This is a genomic window from uncultured Desulfobulbus sp. (assembly GCF_963662935.2).
GTDB lineage: Bacteria > Desulfobacterota > Desulfobulbia > Desulfobulbales > Desulfobulbaceae > Desulfobulbus.
Genome location: NZ_CAXXTL010000002.1, coordinates 1,096,481 through 1,111,422 on the forward strand (window position 1 = coordinate 1,096,481; position 14,942 = coordinate 1,111,422).

The following is a 14,942-nucleotide window of genomic DNA, read 5'->3' on the forward strand; positions in this document are numbered from 1 at the left end:
GTTGGAGATGCATCCATGTTCACTTGGCAAAAAGTTCTCACCCGCACTGCCCTTTTCCTTGTTTTAATCGTTCCGACCCTCGTTCTGGCTGCGGAAAATCAGGTCTCACCGCCAGCAAAGGCGACAGCGGAAAACTCGCTTGATGGGCTTGTTCTGCACGGCAAGGTTCTCGAAACCATGAACAGCAGCGGCTACACTTATCTGCAACTCGACGCCACCCAAGGAAAAATCTGGGTCGCCATCCCCGAAACTCAGATCAAAACCGGGCAGACCGTCACCTGTACGCCAGGCATGACCATGTATAATTTCACCTCTAAAACCCTCAACCGCACCTTTGAAGCGATCGTCTTCTCTCCCGGCCTGGACAAAGGCGCTCCGGCTGTAGCGGGTCAAACCACTGCCGAAGCCAAACCCGGCAAAGAAGGCACTGGCTTTGATGCTGCCCTGCACGCCGAAGGCAGTGGGGGCAAGGGCGACATCCAGGGATCCGCCGGCGAGGTCATGTCCATGGGACCGTCGACCGGCAGTGCCGGCGCTGTGGTGCCCTCGGCTGAGATCAACGTCAACAAGGCAACCGGTCCGAACAGTTACTCGGTGGGAGAGTGTTTTGAGCAAGGCAAGGAGCTCAACAGTAAGGCCGTCCGCGTCCGCGGTAAGATTATGAAGATCTCCCGGATGATCATGGGCAAGAACTGGCTGCACCTCCAGGACGGCACCGGCAACCCGCTGAAAAATCAGCATGATCTTGTCGTTACCACCACGGAGGATGCTGCCGAGGGGACGGTCGTCACCGTTGAGGGGACACTGAGTGCCGAGCGCGATTTCGGGGCGGGATACAAGTACGACGTCATCGTTGAAAACGCCAAGGTCGAAAAATAGGCCTGCCCGCCACCCATGATGGCTACCAAAATCCACCCCGCCGAGATCGGCTTCGATTTCGACGGGGTCATTGCCGACACCGTCGAGGCCTTTATCCGCATTGCCTGTGAGCAGTATGCCCACTGCGGCATTCGCCCGGAAGACATCACCGATTTTTCCGTGGAGCAGTGCCTGGATATGAACGCGGGTGTCGTCGAGTCGATCTTCCTTCAGATCCTCCAGGATTCGGTGGGTACGGGTTTACTGCCCATGCCTGGAGCGGTGGAAGTGCTCGGCGAGCTGACCGGACAAGCGCAGTTGACGATTGTCACCGCCCGGCCAGAAGCCGAACCGGTGCACCATTGGCTGCAAACGATTTTCCCGGACCCGGTCTGGCCGCATATCCGGGTTGTTGCAATGGGCGATCACGACGACAAGGCGCGGCACATCAAAGACCTGGGGCTTTCCACCTTTATCGACGACCGGGCCGAAACCTGCCTGCAGTTGCGTCGCGCAGGCATTCGTTCTATTGTTTTCTCCCAGCCTTGGAACCTCGACCGGCACGATCTGCCGACAGTGTGCAGCTGGGCAGACATCCGCACCCTCTGCTTGTAAAACCAATCTTCCGGAGTTTACCCCATGCACTGCCCGTCTTGTGGCACCCAGATACAGACCTTTAAAAATCCCACCCCCACCGTTGACATCATTATTGAAACCGTAGGCGGCATCGTCTTGATCGAGCGGAAGAATCCGCCCCATGGCTGGGCATTGCCCGGAGGATTTGTTGATTACGGCGAAGCCTTTGAGGACGCGGCCCGGCGGGAGGCCGCCGAGGAAACAGGATTAGCGGTCACGTTGATCCTCCAGTTCCACACCTATTCGAACCCAGAACGGGACGCTCGCCAGCATACCGCCTCGACGGTGTTTATCGCCACAGCCGACAGCCCTCCGGTGGCGGCAGACGACGCTAAGAACGCAGGTGTCTTTCATCAAGACAACCTGCCCCCTCTGGTCTTTGACCACGACCGCATCCTGCGGGACTATTTTGCGTTCAAGAAGACTGGAAAACGGCCGCTTCTCTGAGCGGGCGGGACAAAAACGGGAACAGCCTTATCGGCGTTGGGATTCTTCAACCTGCAAGGCCCCCAGCCTAAGGACGGGAGCTGGGGGGGCGTTTTTTTCGATGGGTTGGATGGGCTGATTGACCGGCTTCACTTCTTCCTGCACCGGTTGTGTGGTCACGGCTGGTTGTTCGGTCGTCTCCGGGGAGGTAGCCACGAGTGGCCTGATCAGAATTTTCTGGGTCGCCTGGGTCGGCGATAATGCCGGGGTGGGGCTTTCCTTACCGCCACGCCAGACGAAAAACAGGAGCAGGAAGAGTACCACCAGGCCGGCTGCCAGCCAGAGACGGCGTCCCACCCTTTTTTTCCGGTGCGTGCCGGCAGCAGGGACGGCAACCCCCTGCTCTTCCTTGTCCGAGGGAGGAATGTGCGGCATAATTGGCACCTCCTGTTCCGCCATTGTGTTGGCGTTCCTGGAGGCAAGCGCTGCCGCCAACCGATGTTGCCTATGGCCCGCATGCGGCGTTTGGGAGGAAAGCTTGGCGATAATCGCCTCAGACCCTTCCAGAGCCCTTTTCTCCTCAGCAAGACCCGGCACGTCGATGGCAATGGCCTCTATCTCGTTGTACAGCCGGACGATCTGATCTTTCTGCCCCTCATCGAGGAACACTCTCGCTTGGTGCTGGAGTGTGGCCACCTGGTCCATCAACCCGGTCAGCTCCCGCTCCAGGGCCAGCCTCTCCTTCGCGCCGAGGGCATCGCCCAGCTGCCGGCAGAGAAAACGGGCTTCAAAAAGGCGTTTTTCTTTGATCCGGGAACGGATCAAAGAAACGGGATTTTCCACCGAAAGCACGGGGTCGGGCTGACTGGTAGACATCGGCACGCAACCGTTAAAAAAGAGCTTTCAAGACCGCATAAGTAACGAGCCCTGCGCCCGCAGAGCCGTACATCAACAGTCAGGGAAGGCAGTCGCCGTCCGACCGCCTGATCATCACCGCAAAGGCGGCGATTCCGGCCAGAATCGCCGCGCCGATCATCAACAGTTCCTGCACATTACCCCCCTATCGGCAAAAAATCTACCCCCGAATCTTGGCATCCTTCTTCTTGCGAAGGCGAATAGCCTTGGGGGTGATCTCAACCAGTTCGTCATCGTTGACATAGGCGATGCAGTCTTCCAGGCTCATCACAACCGGCGGGGTGAGAATGACCGCCTCATCCGAACCCGAAGCCCGCATGTTGGTCAGCTTTTTTCCCTTGGCCGGATTGACGATCAGATCGGCCGGTCGGCAATGCTCGCCGATAATCATGCCCGGGTAAGTGTCGATCCCCGGCCCTAAAAACAGCCGGCCGCGATCCTGGAGATTGAACAGGGCATAGGCCACGGTGGTGCTGGGCTCTTTGACGATCATCACCCCGTTGACCCGATTCTGAATATCGCCGGCATAGGGTCCCCACTCGGCGAAGATGTAGTTCATCACGCCCATGCCCCGGGTATCGGTCATGAAGGCGGAGCGGTAACCGAGCAGGCCACGGGTGGGCACCTTAAACTTCATCCGGGTCATCTCTTTTTCCACCTGCATATCAAGCAGAATTCCTTTGAGTTTGCCCAATTTCTCGATGACCACACCCTGATACTGCTCATCCACATCCACCGACAACTCTTCATACGGCTCCAGAGTGTGACCGTCAACCTGACGCATAATCACCTGGGGCCGGGTGACCTGAAACTCGTAATCCTCCCGCCGCATCTTCTCGATAAGAATCGAAAGATGTAATTCGCCGCGCCCGGAGACCCGGTAACCGACCGCGTCGGTCAGTGGCTCCACCTGGAGAGCCACGTCGGAGAGGGTTTCGCGGGTCAACCGTTCTTCCAGATGGCGAGAGGTGACGAACTTGCCGTCCTGACCGGCGAAGGGCGAGTCGTTGGGAATAAAATTCATCGAGATGGTCGGTGGGTCGATCTCGATCAACGGCAAAGGCCGCGGATCAACGGGATCGGTGAAAGTAACGCCCACGGTGACGTCTTCCATACCGGCAACGGCAACGATATCGCCCACCGAGGCGCTGTCCATCGGCACCTTCTGACTGCCGGCAAAACCGAAAATCTTATTGATCCGCACCGGACTGATCGAGCCGTCGCGCCGCGCCACGGCCAGACTGGTGCGCAGATCGAGGCGGCCGTTGGTGATCTTGCCGATACCCAACCTCCCCATGTAGGGCGAATAATCGATGGTGTTGACCTGCAGTTGCAGCGGCGCATCGGGGCTACCCGATGGTGGCGGCACATGCTTGACGATCATATCGGAAACTGCATGCATCCCGGTTTCCGGGGTGACCGGCTCATCCGGGTCATTGACGGCAAAGCCAGCCTTGGCTGAGGCATAGACCACCGGAAAATCGAGAACACTGTCCGGGGCGTCGAGACGATCGAGCAGGCCAAAAACCTGATCAACCGCCCAGTCGCATCTTGCAGCCGGTTTATCAATTTTGTTGATCACCACTAGGATGGGGAGCCCAGCGGCCAGGGCCTTCTTGACCACGAAAAAGGTCTGCGGCATAGGACCTTCCTGGGCATCGACCAACAATACCGCGCCATCGGCCATGCGCAGCACCCGCTCGACCTGCCCGCCAAAGTCGGCATGGCCGGGGGTGTCGATAATGTTGATCTTATAATCGCCATGGACGTAGGACCCATTTTTCGAGGCAATGGTGATGCCGCGCTCCCGTTCAAGGTCCATGGAGTCCATGAGCCGCTCCGCCACCTGCTGATTGTCACGAAACATGCCGCTCTGCCGGAACAACTGATCGACAAGGGTTGTTTTCCCATGGTCAACATGGGCGATAATGGCGACGTTACGAATAAACTGCTGCTCCATACTGCTCCCGCCCCGTGAGGGGGCTTTTTTTACATGTGGTGAAAAGAAATGAAATCCCGTGAACCTCTCGGGAAACAGAACAATTCGGATAAGCACCGAGACAAAGCCGGCGAGGCGCGAACACAACAAATCGGCCGGTTGGCAAACGGATATAGATAAAAAGGGGATACTATTTACAGCAAGAAGAACAAAAAGACAAGGAGATTGATGACCAGACCCCTCACCAGCCTGAAAAAAATTCCCGGCGAGCCGCGGCCGAGCGCCGCAGAACAGCTATGTTTTCGTCGACATAATCGATGACCCTGGCTCGCTTGCCCTCGGCCGGCCGCACGATCCGGCCGACCACCTGCAACAGCCGCCCCTCAAATTTGATCGGGGTGGACAGCACCAGGGTCGTCAATCCTGAACAGTCAAAGCCCTCGCCAATAAGCTGCAGCGTGGCGATCAGCACCGCGAACCGCCCCGCCTGAACATCGGTTACGATTCGCACCCGCTCTTCCGGCGCGGCCTGGCCGGTCAGAACCGGCGCTGTCACCCCCTGCGCCAGGAGGAGGTGCGCCAGTGCCTGGCAATGCGCCACCCGGTCCGAGACCACCAGAATCGTGCCCTGATGGCCCTGCCGGAGTAGGGCAAGAATGTCCGCAACGATTAAACGATTGCGCTGAATGTCGGCAGCCAGGGCCTTGATCAACTTGGAGTACTCTCCCTGATAGCTGTAAATAAAACCGGTCGGCCGCTGTTCCAGCTCCGGCCGAACCACCGCGCCGCTGGCCGCCAGCATCCGCCCGTCGACCGTATGCACCCTCTCGCCCATAAAGATATGGATCAACCGGGTCATGCCGTCTTCCCGCCGGAAGGCGGTGGCCGACAGCCCCAGCATGTACTTGCTGTCAAAGGCGGACACCACGTCGGTGAACAGGCTGGCCGGAACCCGGTGGCACTCGTCGACCACAATCTGACCAAAACATTGAGGCAGGGTTTCTAGATTTTTTTTGGCTGTGTTGACGATGGCCACGGTCACCGGCCGGATATCGAAAAGGCCATCACCGGCCAAACCTGCCTCCAGGCCGAGGAACTGTTGGATTCGCTGCCGCCATTGCTGCATCAGCTCTTTGGAATGGACAAGGATCAGGGTCGGCTGCCGGCGGCGGGCGATAACAGCCAGGGCCATGACCGTTTTCCCCGAACCGGTGCCGGCCTCAAGCACACCGAAGGAATGGGCAACCAGCGCCGCCGTGGCCTCTTCCTGATACGGTCGCAGGCCACCATGGAAGCTGAGTTCGACCTCCGGCAAGCTGTGCCGCTTATCGACGATTTCCGGGCTCTTCCCTGTTTCCCGGCGGCAAAGCCGTACTGCCTGGTTGCCGAAACCGCGCGGAAAGAAAATCCGCCCCACTTCTTCCCGATAAAAAAAGAGCTGCGGCTTGAGCTTTTTGCCGATCCAGCGTCCGAACTGCTGGGCCGCCTGATATTTCGGATTGTCGATGGTCAACTCAGCGCGGATGGCAGAGAGCAAGGCAGGGGGGGCGCCGGTCAAGCAGCATTCCCGTTGGACAGTGAGGAGGGGGCGGGGCGGGGCGTGACCTGACACACTGATCACGGCGCTGCCTCTCTCGGAGCGAAGGGTGCCGGCTTTTGCTTGCCGGTCTTGACAGGGAAACGAAAATAGAGCATCTTGGTTTGTTTTCTCTTGACCTCAATCAACCTGATCCTTGGATCATCAGCGGCCGTACCGCCGACACTCTTGCTTGTTGTACCGATATGTTCAATATGAAATCCTTGTGTACCGCCTGCCTGCTAATCCTCCTGCTTCTGTCACCCTTCCCGGCCGTAAGCGGCAACGGTGACAATAAAAACCAAAAACCCATCGTCCTCACCCTGCCGGCGGAAACCGTGCTGGTTTCCCTGCAAAAGATCTTGCCGCTGGACATTCCCTCGCAAAGCCGACAGTTGCAGGGCGACATCACTCTCGAATCTCTCGACCGGCTGGTCATCCATGACAACATCATCACCGTGCATGGCATCCTGTCCGGAAAAAATCTGGTGGTGGTAACCCAATTGGCAGGCCAGGATATTCAGCTCAGAGTAGGCGAGGTCCGCCTGCCCATGACCTGCGACCTGCAGACCCGCTTTGATCCGGCCCAGCGGAAACTCTTTGTCACCCCCCGCTTTTCTGACACCGCCCAAAACGCCAACAATCCCCAGGATTCACTGACGCCCCTGCTCGGCGCCTTGGGTGGGCGGGAATATCCAATCGATCTCGAGGCTCTGCAGATGATCAACATCAAGATCGGCGCCAAATCGATCCCGATCGCCATGGAGCCGATCAAAATTGCCGGCGTAGACAATGCCCTGATCTTTCACCTGATGCCCCGGGTCGGCAACCCTCGGTAACCCAACTCCCTTTACAACACGAGAGGTTCATCATGCCCGACAACTGCCTGTTCTGCAAGATCGTTCGCGGGGAAATTCCGGCAAGCAAGCTCTACGAGGACGACGAAGTCCTGGCCTTCCGCGACATCGCCCCGCAGGCTCCAGTCCATTTCCTTGTTATCCCTAAAAAACACCTCAGCGGCCCCTCGGCGGTGAGCGAAGAGGATGAACGGGTGGTGGGCAAGCTTATGCGGATCGGCAACGAAATCGCCCTCAAAGAAGGTACGAGCCACTACCGGGTGGTGTTCAACAACGGCTCGCAGGCGGGGCAGACCGTGTTCCATCTGCATATGCATATCCTCGGCGGCCGCAACATGGCCTGGCCTCCAGGCTGAACAGGAACCCCAGACATATTGAGCCGAGCTGTTCTCAGGATGGCCCGAGCATCTCTTCCAGCATCGCCGAGAGATTGCGGATAGAGAATGGTTTTTTCAGCATTCCCTGAAATCCGTGCTCCTGGTAGCGCTGCATGACCAGATCCTGAGGGTCACCACTGGATACCAGCACACACGCCGCCGGATCAAGGGCGTGAATTTCCCTGACCAACGCTTCCCCCCCCATGCCGCCCGCCACCTGCAGATCGGCCATCACCAGGTCATAGGGCTTTCCTTCAGCAAGCGCGCGCGCATACAGCGCCAGGGCCTCTTCACCGGTGGCGGCCAGACCGCAAGAGCATCCCAGATAGTCGAGCATGCCGCTGACCACATCCCGGATAACGTCTTCATCATCCATGACCAGAATCCGCCCCCGGACCGGTTTCCTTTCAGCCGCGCTGTCATCCTCCATCGTCGGAGGCAACAAACCTTCCGGGACTGAAGGCTCCGCCAGCAGAAGAGCGTTAAGCCCGCCCCGCAGGGCCTCCAGGTCCTCGCCGGCTGCCGTCCCGTTTTCGTTACCGGCATGACCAAACATCGACTGCGCCCGCTCCGCCCAACCCGCAAGACCACACTGCAACAGCGTCCCCTTGAGGGTATGCGCCGCCAACCCCAGTTCCTGAAAATCTCCTTGCTGCAGGGAGCGTTCACAGTGCGCCAACAGTCCGGTTACGCTCTTACACGAAGTTGCCAGCAACCGTTCGGCCTGTTCCGGTGAGAAACCCGCCGAAGTATGGAAATAGGCCCTAACCTGTTCAATCGTGACCGGGATCAGGGGCGCAGCGCCACTGTCCTTTTCCCCGACTGACGACCAGACATCGGCAACCGGGTAATAATTCTCTAACTCCAGGCCCTTGATCGACATCAGGGCACCAATCAGCTGCTCCGGCTGGAAGGGTTTGGTGACATACTCATCCATGCCCGCCACCAGGCACATCTCCTGATCGCCGCCCATGGCATGGGCGGTCATGGCGATAATCGGCACATGTTTCCCGGTCAGATTCGCGCTCAGGCTATCAAGCAACCCTGGATCAAGTGCACAAGGGGGCGGCTGTTGCTGTTCGACGGCGCGGATCACCTTGGTCGCTGTGAGCCCGTCCATAACCGGCATCTGCACATCCATGAGCACCACATCAATGCCTTCCTCCGCCGCCAAGACCTGCAAAGCGGCCAGGCCGTGAATGGCGGTACTGACCTGATGTTCGCGCTCCAGCAGCATTCTGGCCAAATCACGATTCACCTCATTGTCGTCCACCACCAGGATGCGAAGCCCGGTTATTCTCAGAGGTTCAGCGTGGCCAAGGTCTGGTGCCGATACCGCCGCCACCGCTTCTCCCGGCTCGAGGCAGACGGTAAAATGAAAGGTGCTGCCCATACCCGGAGTGCTCTCCACCCACATCCTGCCGCCCATCATCCCGGTCAATTGCCTGCTGATCGCCAACCCCAGTCCGGTGCCACCGTAATTGCGGGCATAGGACCCGTCCGCCTGCTCAAAGGTGTTAAAAATACGTTCCTGCATCCCCGCTTCTATACCGATGCCGGTGTCGGTGACGCTGCAGTGCAGGACACAGCCAGCCGTCGAGTTGCCAGCAGATTCCCTGTCGATCCTGATGGTCACGCCACCAGTGTCGGTGAACTTGATGGCGTTTCCCACCAGATTGAAAAAGATCTGCCGCAACCGCATATCGTCCCCGACCAGCACCGGCGGTAGATCCTCATTTGCAATATATTCGAGCCGCAAGCCCTTTTCCGTTGCCGGTACATTCAAGGTCGAAAGCACCGTTTCCATGAGTTGTCGGAGCGCAAAAGATTTCTTGCTCAACAATAGCTGTCCGGCCTCTATTTTCGAAAAGTCCAGGATATCATTGAGAATGCCGAGCAGGTTGTCCGCCGCGTTTTTCACGGTCTGCAGCAGCTTTTGCTGGTGGGGATCCGATTGATTGTCCAACGCCAATCGGGTCATGCCGATGATCGCATTCATCGGCGTCCGGATTTCATGGCTCATGTTGGCCAAAAAAAGACTTTTTGCCTGGTTGGCGGCCTCAGCCGTCTCCTTCGCCGCCAGCAAATCGTGCGTCCGCTCCTCCACCTGCTCTTCGAGATACAGGTCGCGCTGCTGGATTTGCGCGATCATATCGTTGAACCCGTTGGACAGCAGCCCCAGTTCATCCGTACTGTTGACCGGCGAGCGGACGGAATAATCTTTTTCACGCGAAATGGCGTCCATGATCCGGGAGAGGATGCTGATAGGACCGACAATCACCGCCAGCAAACGATGGGAAAAGAGCATGGCCATACCAAGTCCGAACAGCAGCATGCCAATCATCAATCCACCCAGAATCAGGAGGTTACGGTTGACCTCCGCGAGACTGACCTGCATGAACACCGACCCCATCGTTTCCTGACCCAAGGTAACCGGCTGGAGAATCTCTGCATGGAGCCCATGAAAACGAAAAATCCCCACCGGGAGGCCGGCCGCCGTTTGACCTTCATGATCGGTGTGGATCAACTGCTTGTTCGTATATTCGGCATACAACTCACCCTTGGTGTTAAAAATACGGCCAACCATGACATTGGGTTTGGCAGCCAAGGATTGCAGGATCGTCTCCAGAGCTGGTCGATCTTCAAAGGCGATGCCGGCGCTGCAATTTTCGGCCAGGACCATGGCCAGGGTCTGCACCTCATCGGCAATCTGCTCGCGCACGAAATACCATTGACTGGCAAAGGAAGTTAGCATGACCAGCAACAGGGCAAGGGTGCAGGAAAGCAGCACGATCCCATGCAGTTTGTAGCGGATTGGAAGTTGGGAAAACCATTTTTTCATAGAGCGTTACAGTACTTCAATGGCAAGATTGAGGAGTGAGGAACTGATGCGAATCCCGCTCTCCTTCGCTTTGGTGTTATTGACGACAAAGGAGAGTCGCCCGTCTTTGTCCTTCAATTCAAAGATACCGCCGGAGGTGGCAAAACCTTCAATGTCACTGACCGTAACAATGGGTTGACCGGCGATCAAGGGGAGGATTCGTTTCAAATTGGCCTGCTCCGACTTGCTGACAAACAGCAGCCGGCATTGTCTGAGCCCCTCTGTAACAGAAACGGCGTGCCGGAGGCGGATATTTCTTCCCGCAATTTCCTTGGAATCGACGCCGTTCAACGCCGGACCAAAGGGATCGCTTCCAAGCACACAGAGGGAAAACTGGGGATCCGCATTGCTGTTGCTGCTTTCCGGCCAAGTGGTGAATCGGGCAAAATTGAGCAAAAAGGCAGCTTTTACCTTGTACTCCAGATCCCGATCCTCGGCCCGTGACACGGCACCGCCGCCGAGCAGGCAGAAAAGCGCCGTCAGCACGGCAACTATGAACAATTTAGAGTGCATCGGAGGTAAGCGCCGCCTTTAAAAACGCCAGGTGACTTTGCCGTACACCCCGCGTTCTATTTCGGTGGCCGGGGTTGAGTACTCAGAAAGATAGTGCAGCTGACCGCTGTTGGTCAGATTCTGACCGGCAAGCATGACCTCCAGATTTTTGTTCGGGGTCCAAATCAGGTTGGCGTCAAACAGACAGTAGGCATCCAGCGGTACGGCAGCGCCCAAGAGATCCGCACTGTTTCTGCCGGAGATGTCGTCAACATATCGCAGCCAGAGATTTAACCGCCAATCCGGAGCCAGGGCAATGGAGGAACGCAGGGAGGCCTGATGCTGCGGACTGGAACCTTCCACCAGCTCACTGCCGGTTTGACTGCCGACCAGTGCATCGCTGGTCAGATCCAATTCCAGATACGAATAGGTCAGGACAAAGGAGAGCCAGGAAGTGGCCTTCCAGTCAGCTGCCAGCTCGAAACCTCGGCCGGATCCTTGCTGGGCATTGACAAAGGTATTATCAACGCCGGCGGTAGTCGCCGATGGCATCACCGTATAGATTTCATCGTAATCATTATAAAACAGGGCAAGGTCGAAAGAGAGGTTCTCCGTCGCCTGCCACCGGTAACCGGCCTCATAGGCGTTGACGATTTCCGAATCAAACTGCGGATTCCCGACTAAAGCGACGGTACCGATTCCTCCGGCAAGATAGGGTTGGGGAAACCTCGCTATCGCCACCCGTCCATACTGATCCAAGATTGCCGGGGTACGGACGGCGCGGGAAGCCGAGACCCAATAGGAATGATGTTCCACCGGCTTCCACAACAACTTGGCGCTGGGCTGCCATTCTTTACCGGTGTAGTCATTCTGCTCATATTTGGACCCCAGAGTCAGCCAGAGCCTATCGGCTAGAAGATTGATTTCGTCCTGGAGAAAGGCGCTGTACAAGGAATCGTTCCGATCCGGCAAAAACACTTGAAAGGTCGGCTCAAAGGAGCCCTGAACCGACCGGTATCCGGCCCCCATGGTCAGCGCCTGCCGCTGCCCGAGTTTGGTTTCATACTGCAGGTCAAGATCAATGGTATCGAACTCAATCCGGTAGATAGCCTCGTCACGCTGCACATAATCGTAATAGGCCTTGAAGGTCAACGCCCGGCCATTGCCCAATTCCTGATGCCAGCGCCCCAACAGGTTGCCGCCCTTGGAATCGATCTCATCAAAGAGGGCTGAGGGTAAGAACGACTCGCTCGTCCAATAGGGGAAAACCAGCTGGTTGCCGCTGTTCTCGTACAGATCGCCTTGCAGGGTCCATTCCTTGCCGGTCCCCGGTTTGCCGTCCATGCGGAAGCCGCCCTGAGCCGGCTGCCAATCGTCATCGGCATCTGTGCCGGTTTCTTTGAGAATGTTGCTGGCATGATCATCATAGGTCAGATAGAGGCGGCCATAGGTGGTCTCACCGATCTTGCTGCCGTACCGAGCGGCGCTGGAAAAGGTTTCCTGGGTGCCGGCTCCGACCCGGACCAGTCCGCCCTGGGTATCTTCGGCTTTTTTGGTGATGATATTGATCACACCGTTGACGGCATTTGCGCCCCACAGAGTCCCACCCGGCCCGCGGATGACCTCAATGCGGTCGATGTCTTCCAACAGTGTATTCTGGGTGTCCCAGAACGTGCCGCCGTAGGCCGGAGAGTAGACCGAACGGCCGTCCATCAGCACCAGCAGTTTATTGGAGGTGAAGCCGGCGAAACCACGGGAGGAAACCGACCATTTCGAGGCGCTGATCTTGGCGACCTGCAGTCCCGGCGCCATGGCCAGGGCGTCGGGGATGGTGGTCACTCCAGAGCGGCGGATATCCTCCTGGGTGATGACAAACACCGCCGCCGCCGCATCGGACAAGGGTTGGGCCTTCTTCGCCACCGAGGTCACGGTGATGTTCATCAATTGCCCGATATCCATATCCAGATATTCGTTTTTCCCGGTATCCGCCGCATGGGCCTGACTGGCAAGTCCCACGCAGAGGACACTCAACACTCTGGCAAACTTTGATGTATGACCCGCTCGCATCATTGCACTTGTTTCCTGATAAAATTCTCTCCTACCGATTCCCATGACAACCCGGCACAGCCAGCCAACGCCAACAGATCTGTGTCGTTCCAAGAACCCATCACGCTTCTCAACGATTTTTTTTGGGGTGCAAACAACGAAAAAACCACATCTCAACATGAGTCGAGCAAGGTGATTCCGCAAAAAGTCTATTTCTGTCATTCCGATGAGCACAGCAATAATAAATCTACTAATAATTCAAGACAGTTATCGCTGCGCTCGAAATGGCAATACGGAGACTTCTTCCTATTTGCGAGTTTATCAAGCAAACCAACGGGTGCTCAAATGATAGCTTCTCTCATCTTCGTTGGGCAAGAAAGACTTGACCACTTCGACTCATTCACTTAGGGCGCACTGATCCTGGTCTCACGACCCTACCGTTGCATCTCAAGCCGGCAACATCCCGTAGAGATAATTGATAATGTCGGTGCGGGTGACGATACCGATCACCTTTTCCCCCTGCACCACCGGCAGATGACCGATATTTTTGCGCACCATCAGGTCCGCCGCCTCGCTGGCCAGGGCCTCAGGCGAGATGGTCGCCACCTTGCGGTTCATAAAGGCCTTGACCGGGCTGTTCCACTGCTTATTCTGCTTCAATTTTTTCAGATCCCACAGCACCACAATGCCGCGCAGGCACTCCTCCTCCTCGACTACCACACCGCGAATTTTTCCCTCTTCCATGATGTGCCGTATCTCGTGCATCGGCGTATCCGGCGCCACACTGGTCACCGGAAAGGACATCATATCGGCCACCAGAGCACCGCCCCGCTGGACCTCATGGAGAGCGGCGATGATCTTCTGCCGGATTTCACCGGCGGCCACATGGGAATCGTTAATCGTGGCTGAGCCGGCACCGGGATGGCCACCACCGCCGAACCGCTGCAGGATGGTGTTGACGTTGATATCGGGTGTGCCGCTGCGGCCGATGATAAAATAGCCGCCGCTCTCGTTGACAAAGACCACGAATACCGCATCGGCATTGACGATCTTACTGTACAACTGCACCACCATGGCCAATTCGACATGCTTGTTGATATTGACCACGCCGATGCCGACCCGCTTGCCCTTAATCTCGTGCTGTTCGGCGTCGCGCATCAGGCGAAACAGCACCTTTTTCTGGACCTCACCATAAGCCATGTTAAGAAAATCAACCGCAATGTTCAGGTCCGCGCCCTGCTCGAGGAGAAAAGCGGCTGTCCGTGCATCCTCGGGGGTGGTGGAGCTGAAGGTCAACTGACCGGTATCCTCGTAGAGTCCAAGGAGAAACAGGGTGGCCTGCAGAGGGGTGAGGCGCAGGTCTCGCTGTTGGATTTCACGAACCAGCAGGGTGATGGTGGCCCCGATCTTTTCGACGCATTGCCAGTGGGGGTTGAGGTCGCCGATGCCTAGGTGGTGATCCCAGAGCAGTAGCTCAACCCCTTCCCGGTCCTTAAGATGGTCCACCCGGTCGAGCCGCCGCCACTGGTTGGTGTCGGTGACAATCAGGCGGGTCACGGCATCGAGGTCCACTTCTCCGGACAAAATGATGTCAAAAGAAGTCTTGTGGAGCGAAAGAAAGCGGTGGACATTGGGGTTGACGTTTTTAGGGCAAACAGCGACGGTGCCAGGATAAAGAAGGGTCGCGGCGACAATTGACGCCAGCCCGTCAAAATCGGTATTGCGATGGGTGGTGGCTATATGCATGGGATCAAATTCAGGTTGACTGCAGTGGACAGGAAAAACGATATGAAGGGGACATCGGGTCGATTGCCGATAAAATATATTCTTGATTTCATACTTCGGACTTATGGTGTCAGTCTATAGGAAAGGAGCAAACTGTCAACGAAAGAGTCGACGGTACAGTCATCACCTGGCAACTCCGAGATTTGCCCCTATC

12 protein-coding genes are annotated in these 14,942 nt (G+C 57.1%); 5 read left to right on the top strand and 7 right to left on the bottom strand.

Annotated elements, in window-relative coordinates:
* The first annotated feature begins 15 nt into the window (after positions 1–15).
* The 3 genes from ACHZCX_RS09165 to ACHZCX_RS09175 are packed head-to-tail and all read left to right on the top strand — an operon-like array spanning position 16 to position 1,941.
* The gene (locus ACHZCX_RS09165) at positions 16–879 is read left to right on the top strand and encodes a DNA-binding protein (RefSeq protein WP_319586928.1); all 864 of its coding nucleotides are present in this window, start codon (positions 16–18) and stop codon (positions 877–879) included.
* 15 nt (positions 880–894) lie between these two features.
* Positions 895–1,473, top strand: coding sequence for an HAD hydrolase-like protein (locus ACHZCX_RS09170; RefSeq protein ID WP_319586929.1), 579 nt, complete (start codon positions 895–897; stop codon positions 1,471–1,473).
* Between the two features lie 24 nt (positions 1,474–1,497).
* Positions 1,498–1,941 (top strand): NUDIX hydrolase, encoded by a 444-nt coding sequence (locus ACHZCX_RS09175; RefSeq protein WP_319586930.1) that lies wholly within the window; start codon positions 1,498–1,500, stop codon positions 1,939–1,941.
* Positions 1,942–1,968: 27 nt separating this feature from the next.
* On the opposite strand, the gene ACHZCX_RS09180 is transcribed toward ACHZCX_RS09175, so the two are convergent.
* The 3 genes from ACHZCX_RS09180 to ACHZCX_RS09190 form a co-directional block, all read right to left on the bottom strand.
* Positions 1,969–2,796, bottom strand: coding sequence for a hypothetical protein (locus tag ACHZCX_RS09180; RefSeq protein ID WP_319586931.1), 828 nt, complete (start codon positions 2,794–2,796; stop codon positions 1,969–1,971).
* Positions 2,797–2,995: 199 nt separating this feature from the next.
* Complete coding sequence (typA, locus tag ACHZCX_RS09185) at positions 2,996–4,795, bottom strand: translational GTPase TypA (RefSeq protein ID WP_319586932.1); 1,800 nt, start codon at positions 4,793–4,795, stop codon at positions 2,996–2,998.
* Between the two features lie 220 nt (positions 4,796–5,015).
* Positions 5,016–6,395 (bottom strand): DEAD/DEAH box helicase, encoded by a 1,380-nt coding sequence (locus tag ACHZCX_RS09190; RefSeq protein ID WP_319586933.1) that lies wholly within the window; start codon positions 6,393–6,395, stop codon positions 5,016–5,018.
* A 170-nt stretch (positions 6,396–6,565) separates the two neighbouring features.
* On the opposite strand from ACHZCX_RS09190, the gene ACHZCX_RS09195 reads away from it, so the two are divergent.
* Both ACHZCX_RS09195 and ACHZCX_RS09200 read left to right on the top strand, forming a co-directional pair.
* Positions 6,566–7,189 (top strand): hypothetical protein, encoded by a 624-nt coding sequence (locus tag ACHZCX_RS09195; RefSeq protein WP_319586934.1) that lies wholly within the window; start codon positions 6,566–6,568, stop codon positions 7,187–7,189.
* Between the two features lie 32 nt (positions 7,190–7,221).
* A complete protein-coding gene (locus ACHZCX_RS09200) occupies positions 7,222–7,563 on the top strand; it encodes a histidine triad nucleotide-binding protein (protein WP_319586935.1) in 342 nt (113 codons plus the stop codon).
* Positions 7,564–7,597: 34 nt separating this feature from the next.
* Here the strand turns inward: ACHZCX_RS09200 and ACHZCX_RS09205 are convergent, their stop codons facing one another.
* The 4 genes from ACHZCX_RS09205 to ACHZCX_RS09220 all read right to left on the bottom strand — a co-directional run bounded on the left by ACHZCX_RS09205 (position 7,598) and on the right by ACHZCX_RS09220 (position 14,749).
* Positions 7,598–10,426 carry a response regulator gene (locus tag ACHZCX_RS09205; protein ID WP_319586936.1) on the bottom strand — a complete coding sequence of 943 codons (2,829 nt, stop codon included), beginning with the start codon at positions 10,424–10,426 and terminating at the stop codon, positions 7,598–7,600.
* Between the two features lie 6 nt (positions 10,427–10,432).
* Positions 10,433–10,978 carry a YfiR family protein gene (locus ACHZCX_RS09210; RefSeq protein WP_319586937.1) on the bottom strand — a complete coding sequence of 182 codons (546 nt, stop codon included), beginning with the start codon at positions 10,976–10,978 and terminating at the stop codon, positions 10,433–10,435.
* A gap of 18 nt (positions 10,979–10,996) precedes the next feature.
* Positions 10,997–13,027 (bottom strand): TonB-dependent receptor, encoded by a 2,031-nt coding sequence (locus ACHZCX_RS09215; RefSeq protein WP_319586938.1) that lies wholly within the window; start codon positions 13,025–13,027, stop codon positions 10,997–10,999.
* Positions 13,028–13,450: 423 nt separating this feature from the next.
* On the bottom strand, positions 13,451–14,749 hold the full coding sequence (locus ACHZCX_RS09220) for a CBS domain-containing protein (protein ID WP_319586939.1): 1,299 nt from the start codon (positions 14,747–14,749) through the stop codon (positions 13,451–13,453).
* Positions 14,750–14,942 lie beyond the last annotated feature (193 nt).

Bases quoted from the DNA above. Each gene is read 5' to 3' on its own strand.
- ACHZCX_RS09165 (WP_319586928.1), top strand. From the start codon at position 16: ATGTTCACTTGGCAAAAAGTTCTCACCCGCACTGCCCTTTTCCTTGTT.
- typA (WP_319586932.1), bottom strand. From the start codon at position 4,795: ATGGAGCAGCAGTTTATTCGTAACGTCGCCATTATCGCCCATGTTGAC.
- ACHZCX_RS09220 (WP_319586939.1), bottom strand. From the start codon at position 14,749: ATGCATATAGCCACCACCCATCGCAATACCGATTTTGACGGGCTGGCG.
- ACHZCX_RS09200 (WP_319586935.1), top strand. From the start codon at position 7,222: ATGCCCGACAACTGCCTGTTCTGCAAGATCGTTCGCGGGGAAATTCCG.
- ACHZCX_RS09175 (WP_319586930.1), top strand. From the start codon at position 1,498: ATGCACTGCCCGTCTTGTGGCACCCAGATACAGACCTTTAAAAATCCC.
- ACHZCX_RS09210 (WP_319586937.1), bottom strand. From the start codon at position 10,978: ATGCACTCTAAATTGTTCATAGTTGCCGTGCTGACGGCGCTTTTCTGC.
- ACHZCX_RS09195 (WP_319586934.1), top strand. From the start codon at position 6,566: ATGAAATCCTTGTGTACCGCCTGCCTGCTAATCCTCCTGCTTCTGTCA.
- ACHZCX_RS09180 (WP_319586931.1), bottom strand. From the start codon at position 2,796: ATGTCTACCAGTCAGCCCGACCCCGTGCTTTCGGTGGAAAATCCCGTT.
- ACHZCX_RS09215 (WP_319586938.1), bottom strand. From the start codon at position 13,027: ATGATGCGAGCGGGTCATACATCAAAGTTTGCCAGAGTGTTGAGTGTC.
- ACHZCX_RS09170 (WP_319586929.1), top strand. From the start codon at position 895: ATGATGGCTACCAAAATCCACCCCGCCGAGATCGGCTTCGATTTCGAC.
- ACHZCX_RS09205 (WP_319586936.1), bottom strand. From the start codon at position 10,426: ATGAAAAAATGGTTTTCCCAACTTCCAATCCGCTACAAACTGCATGGG.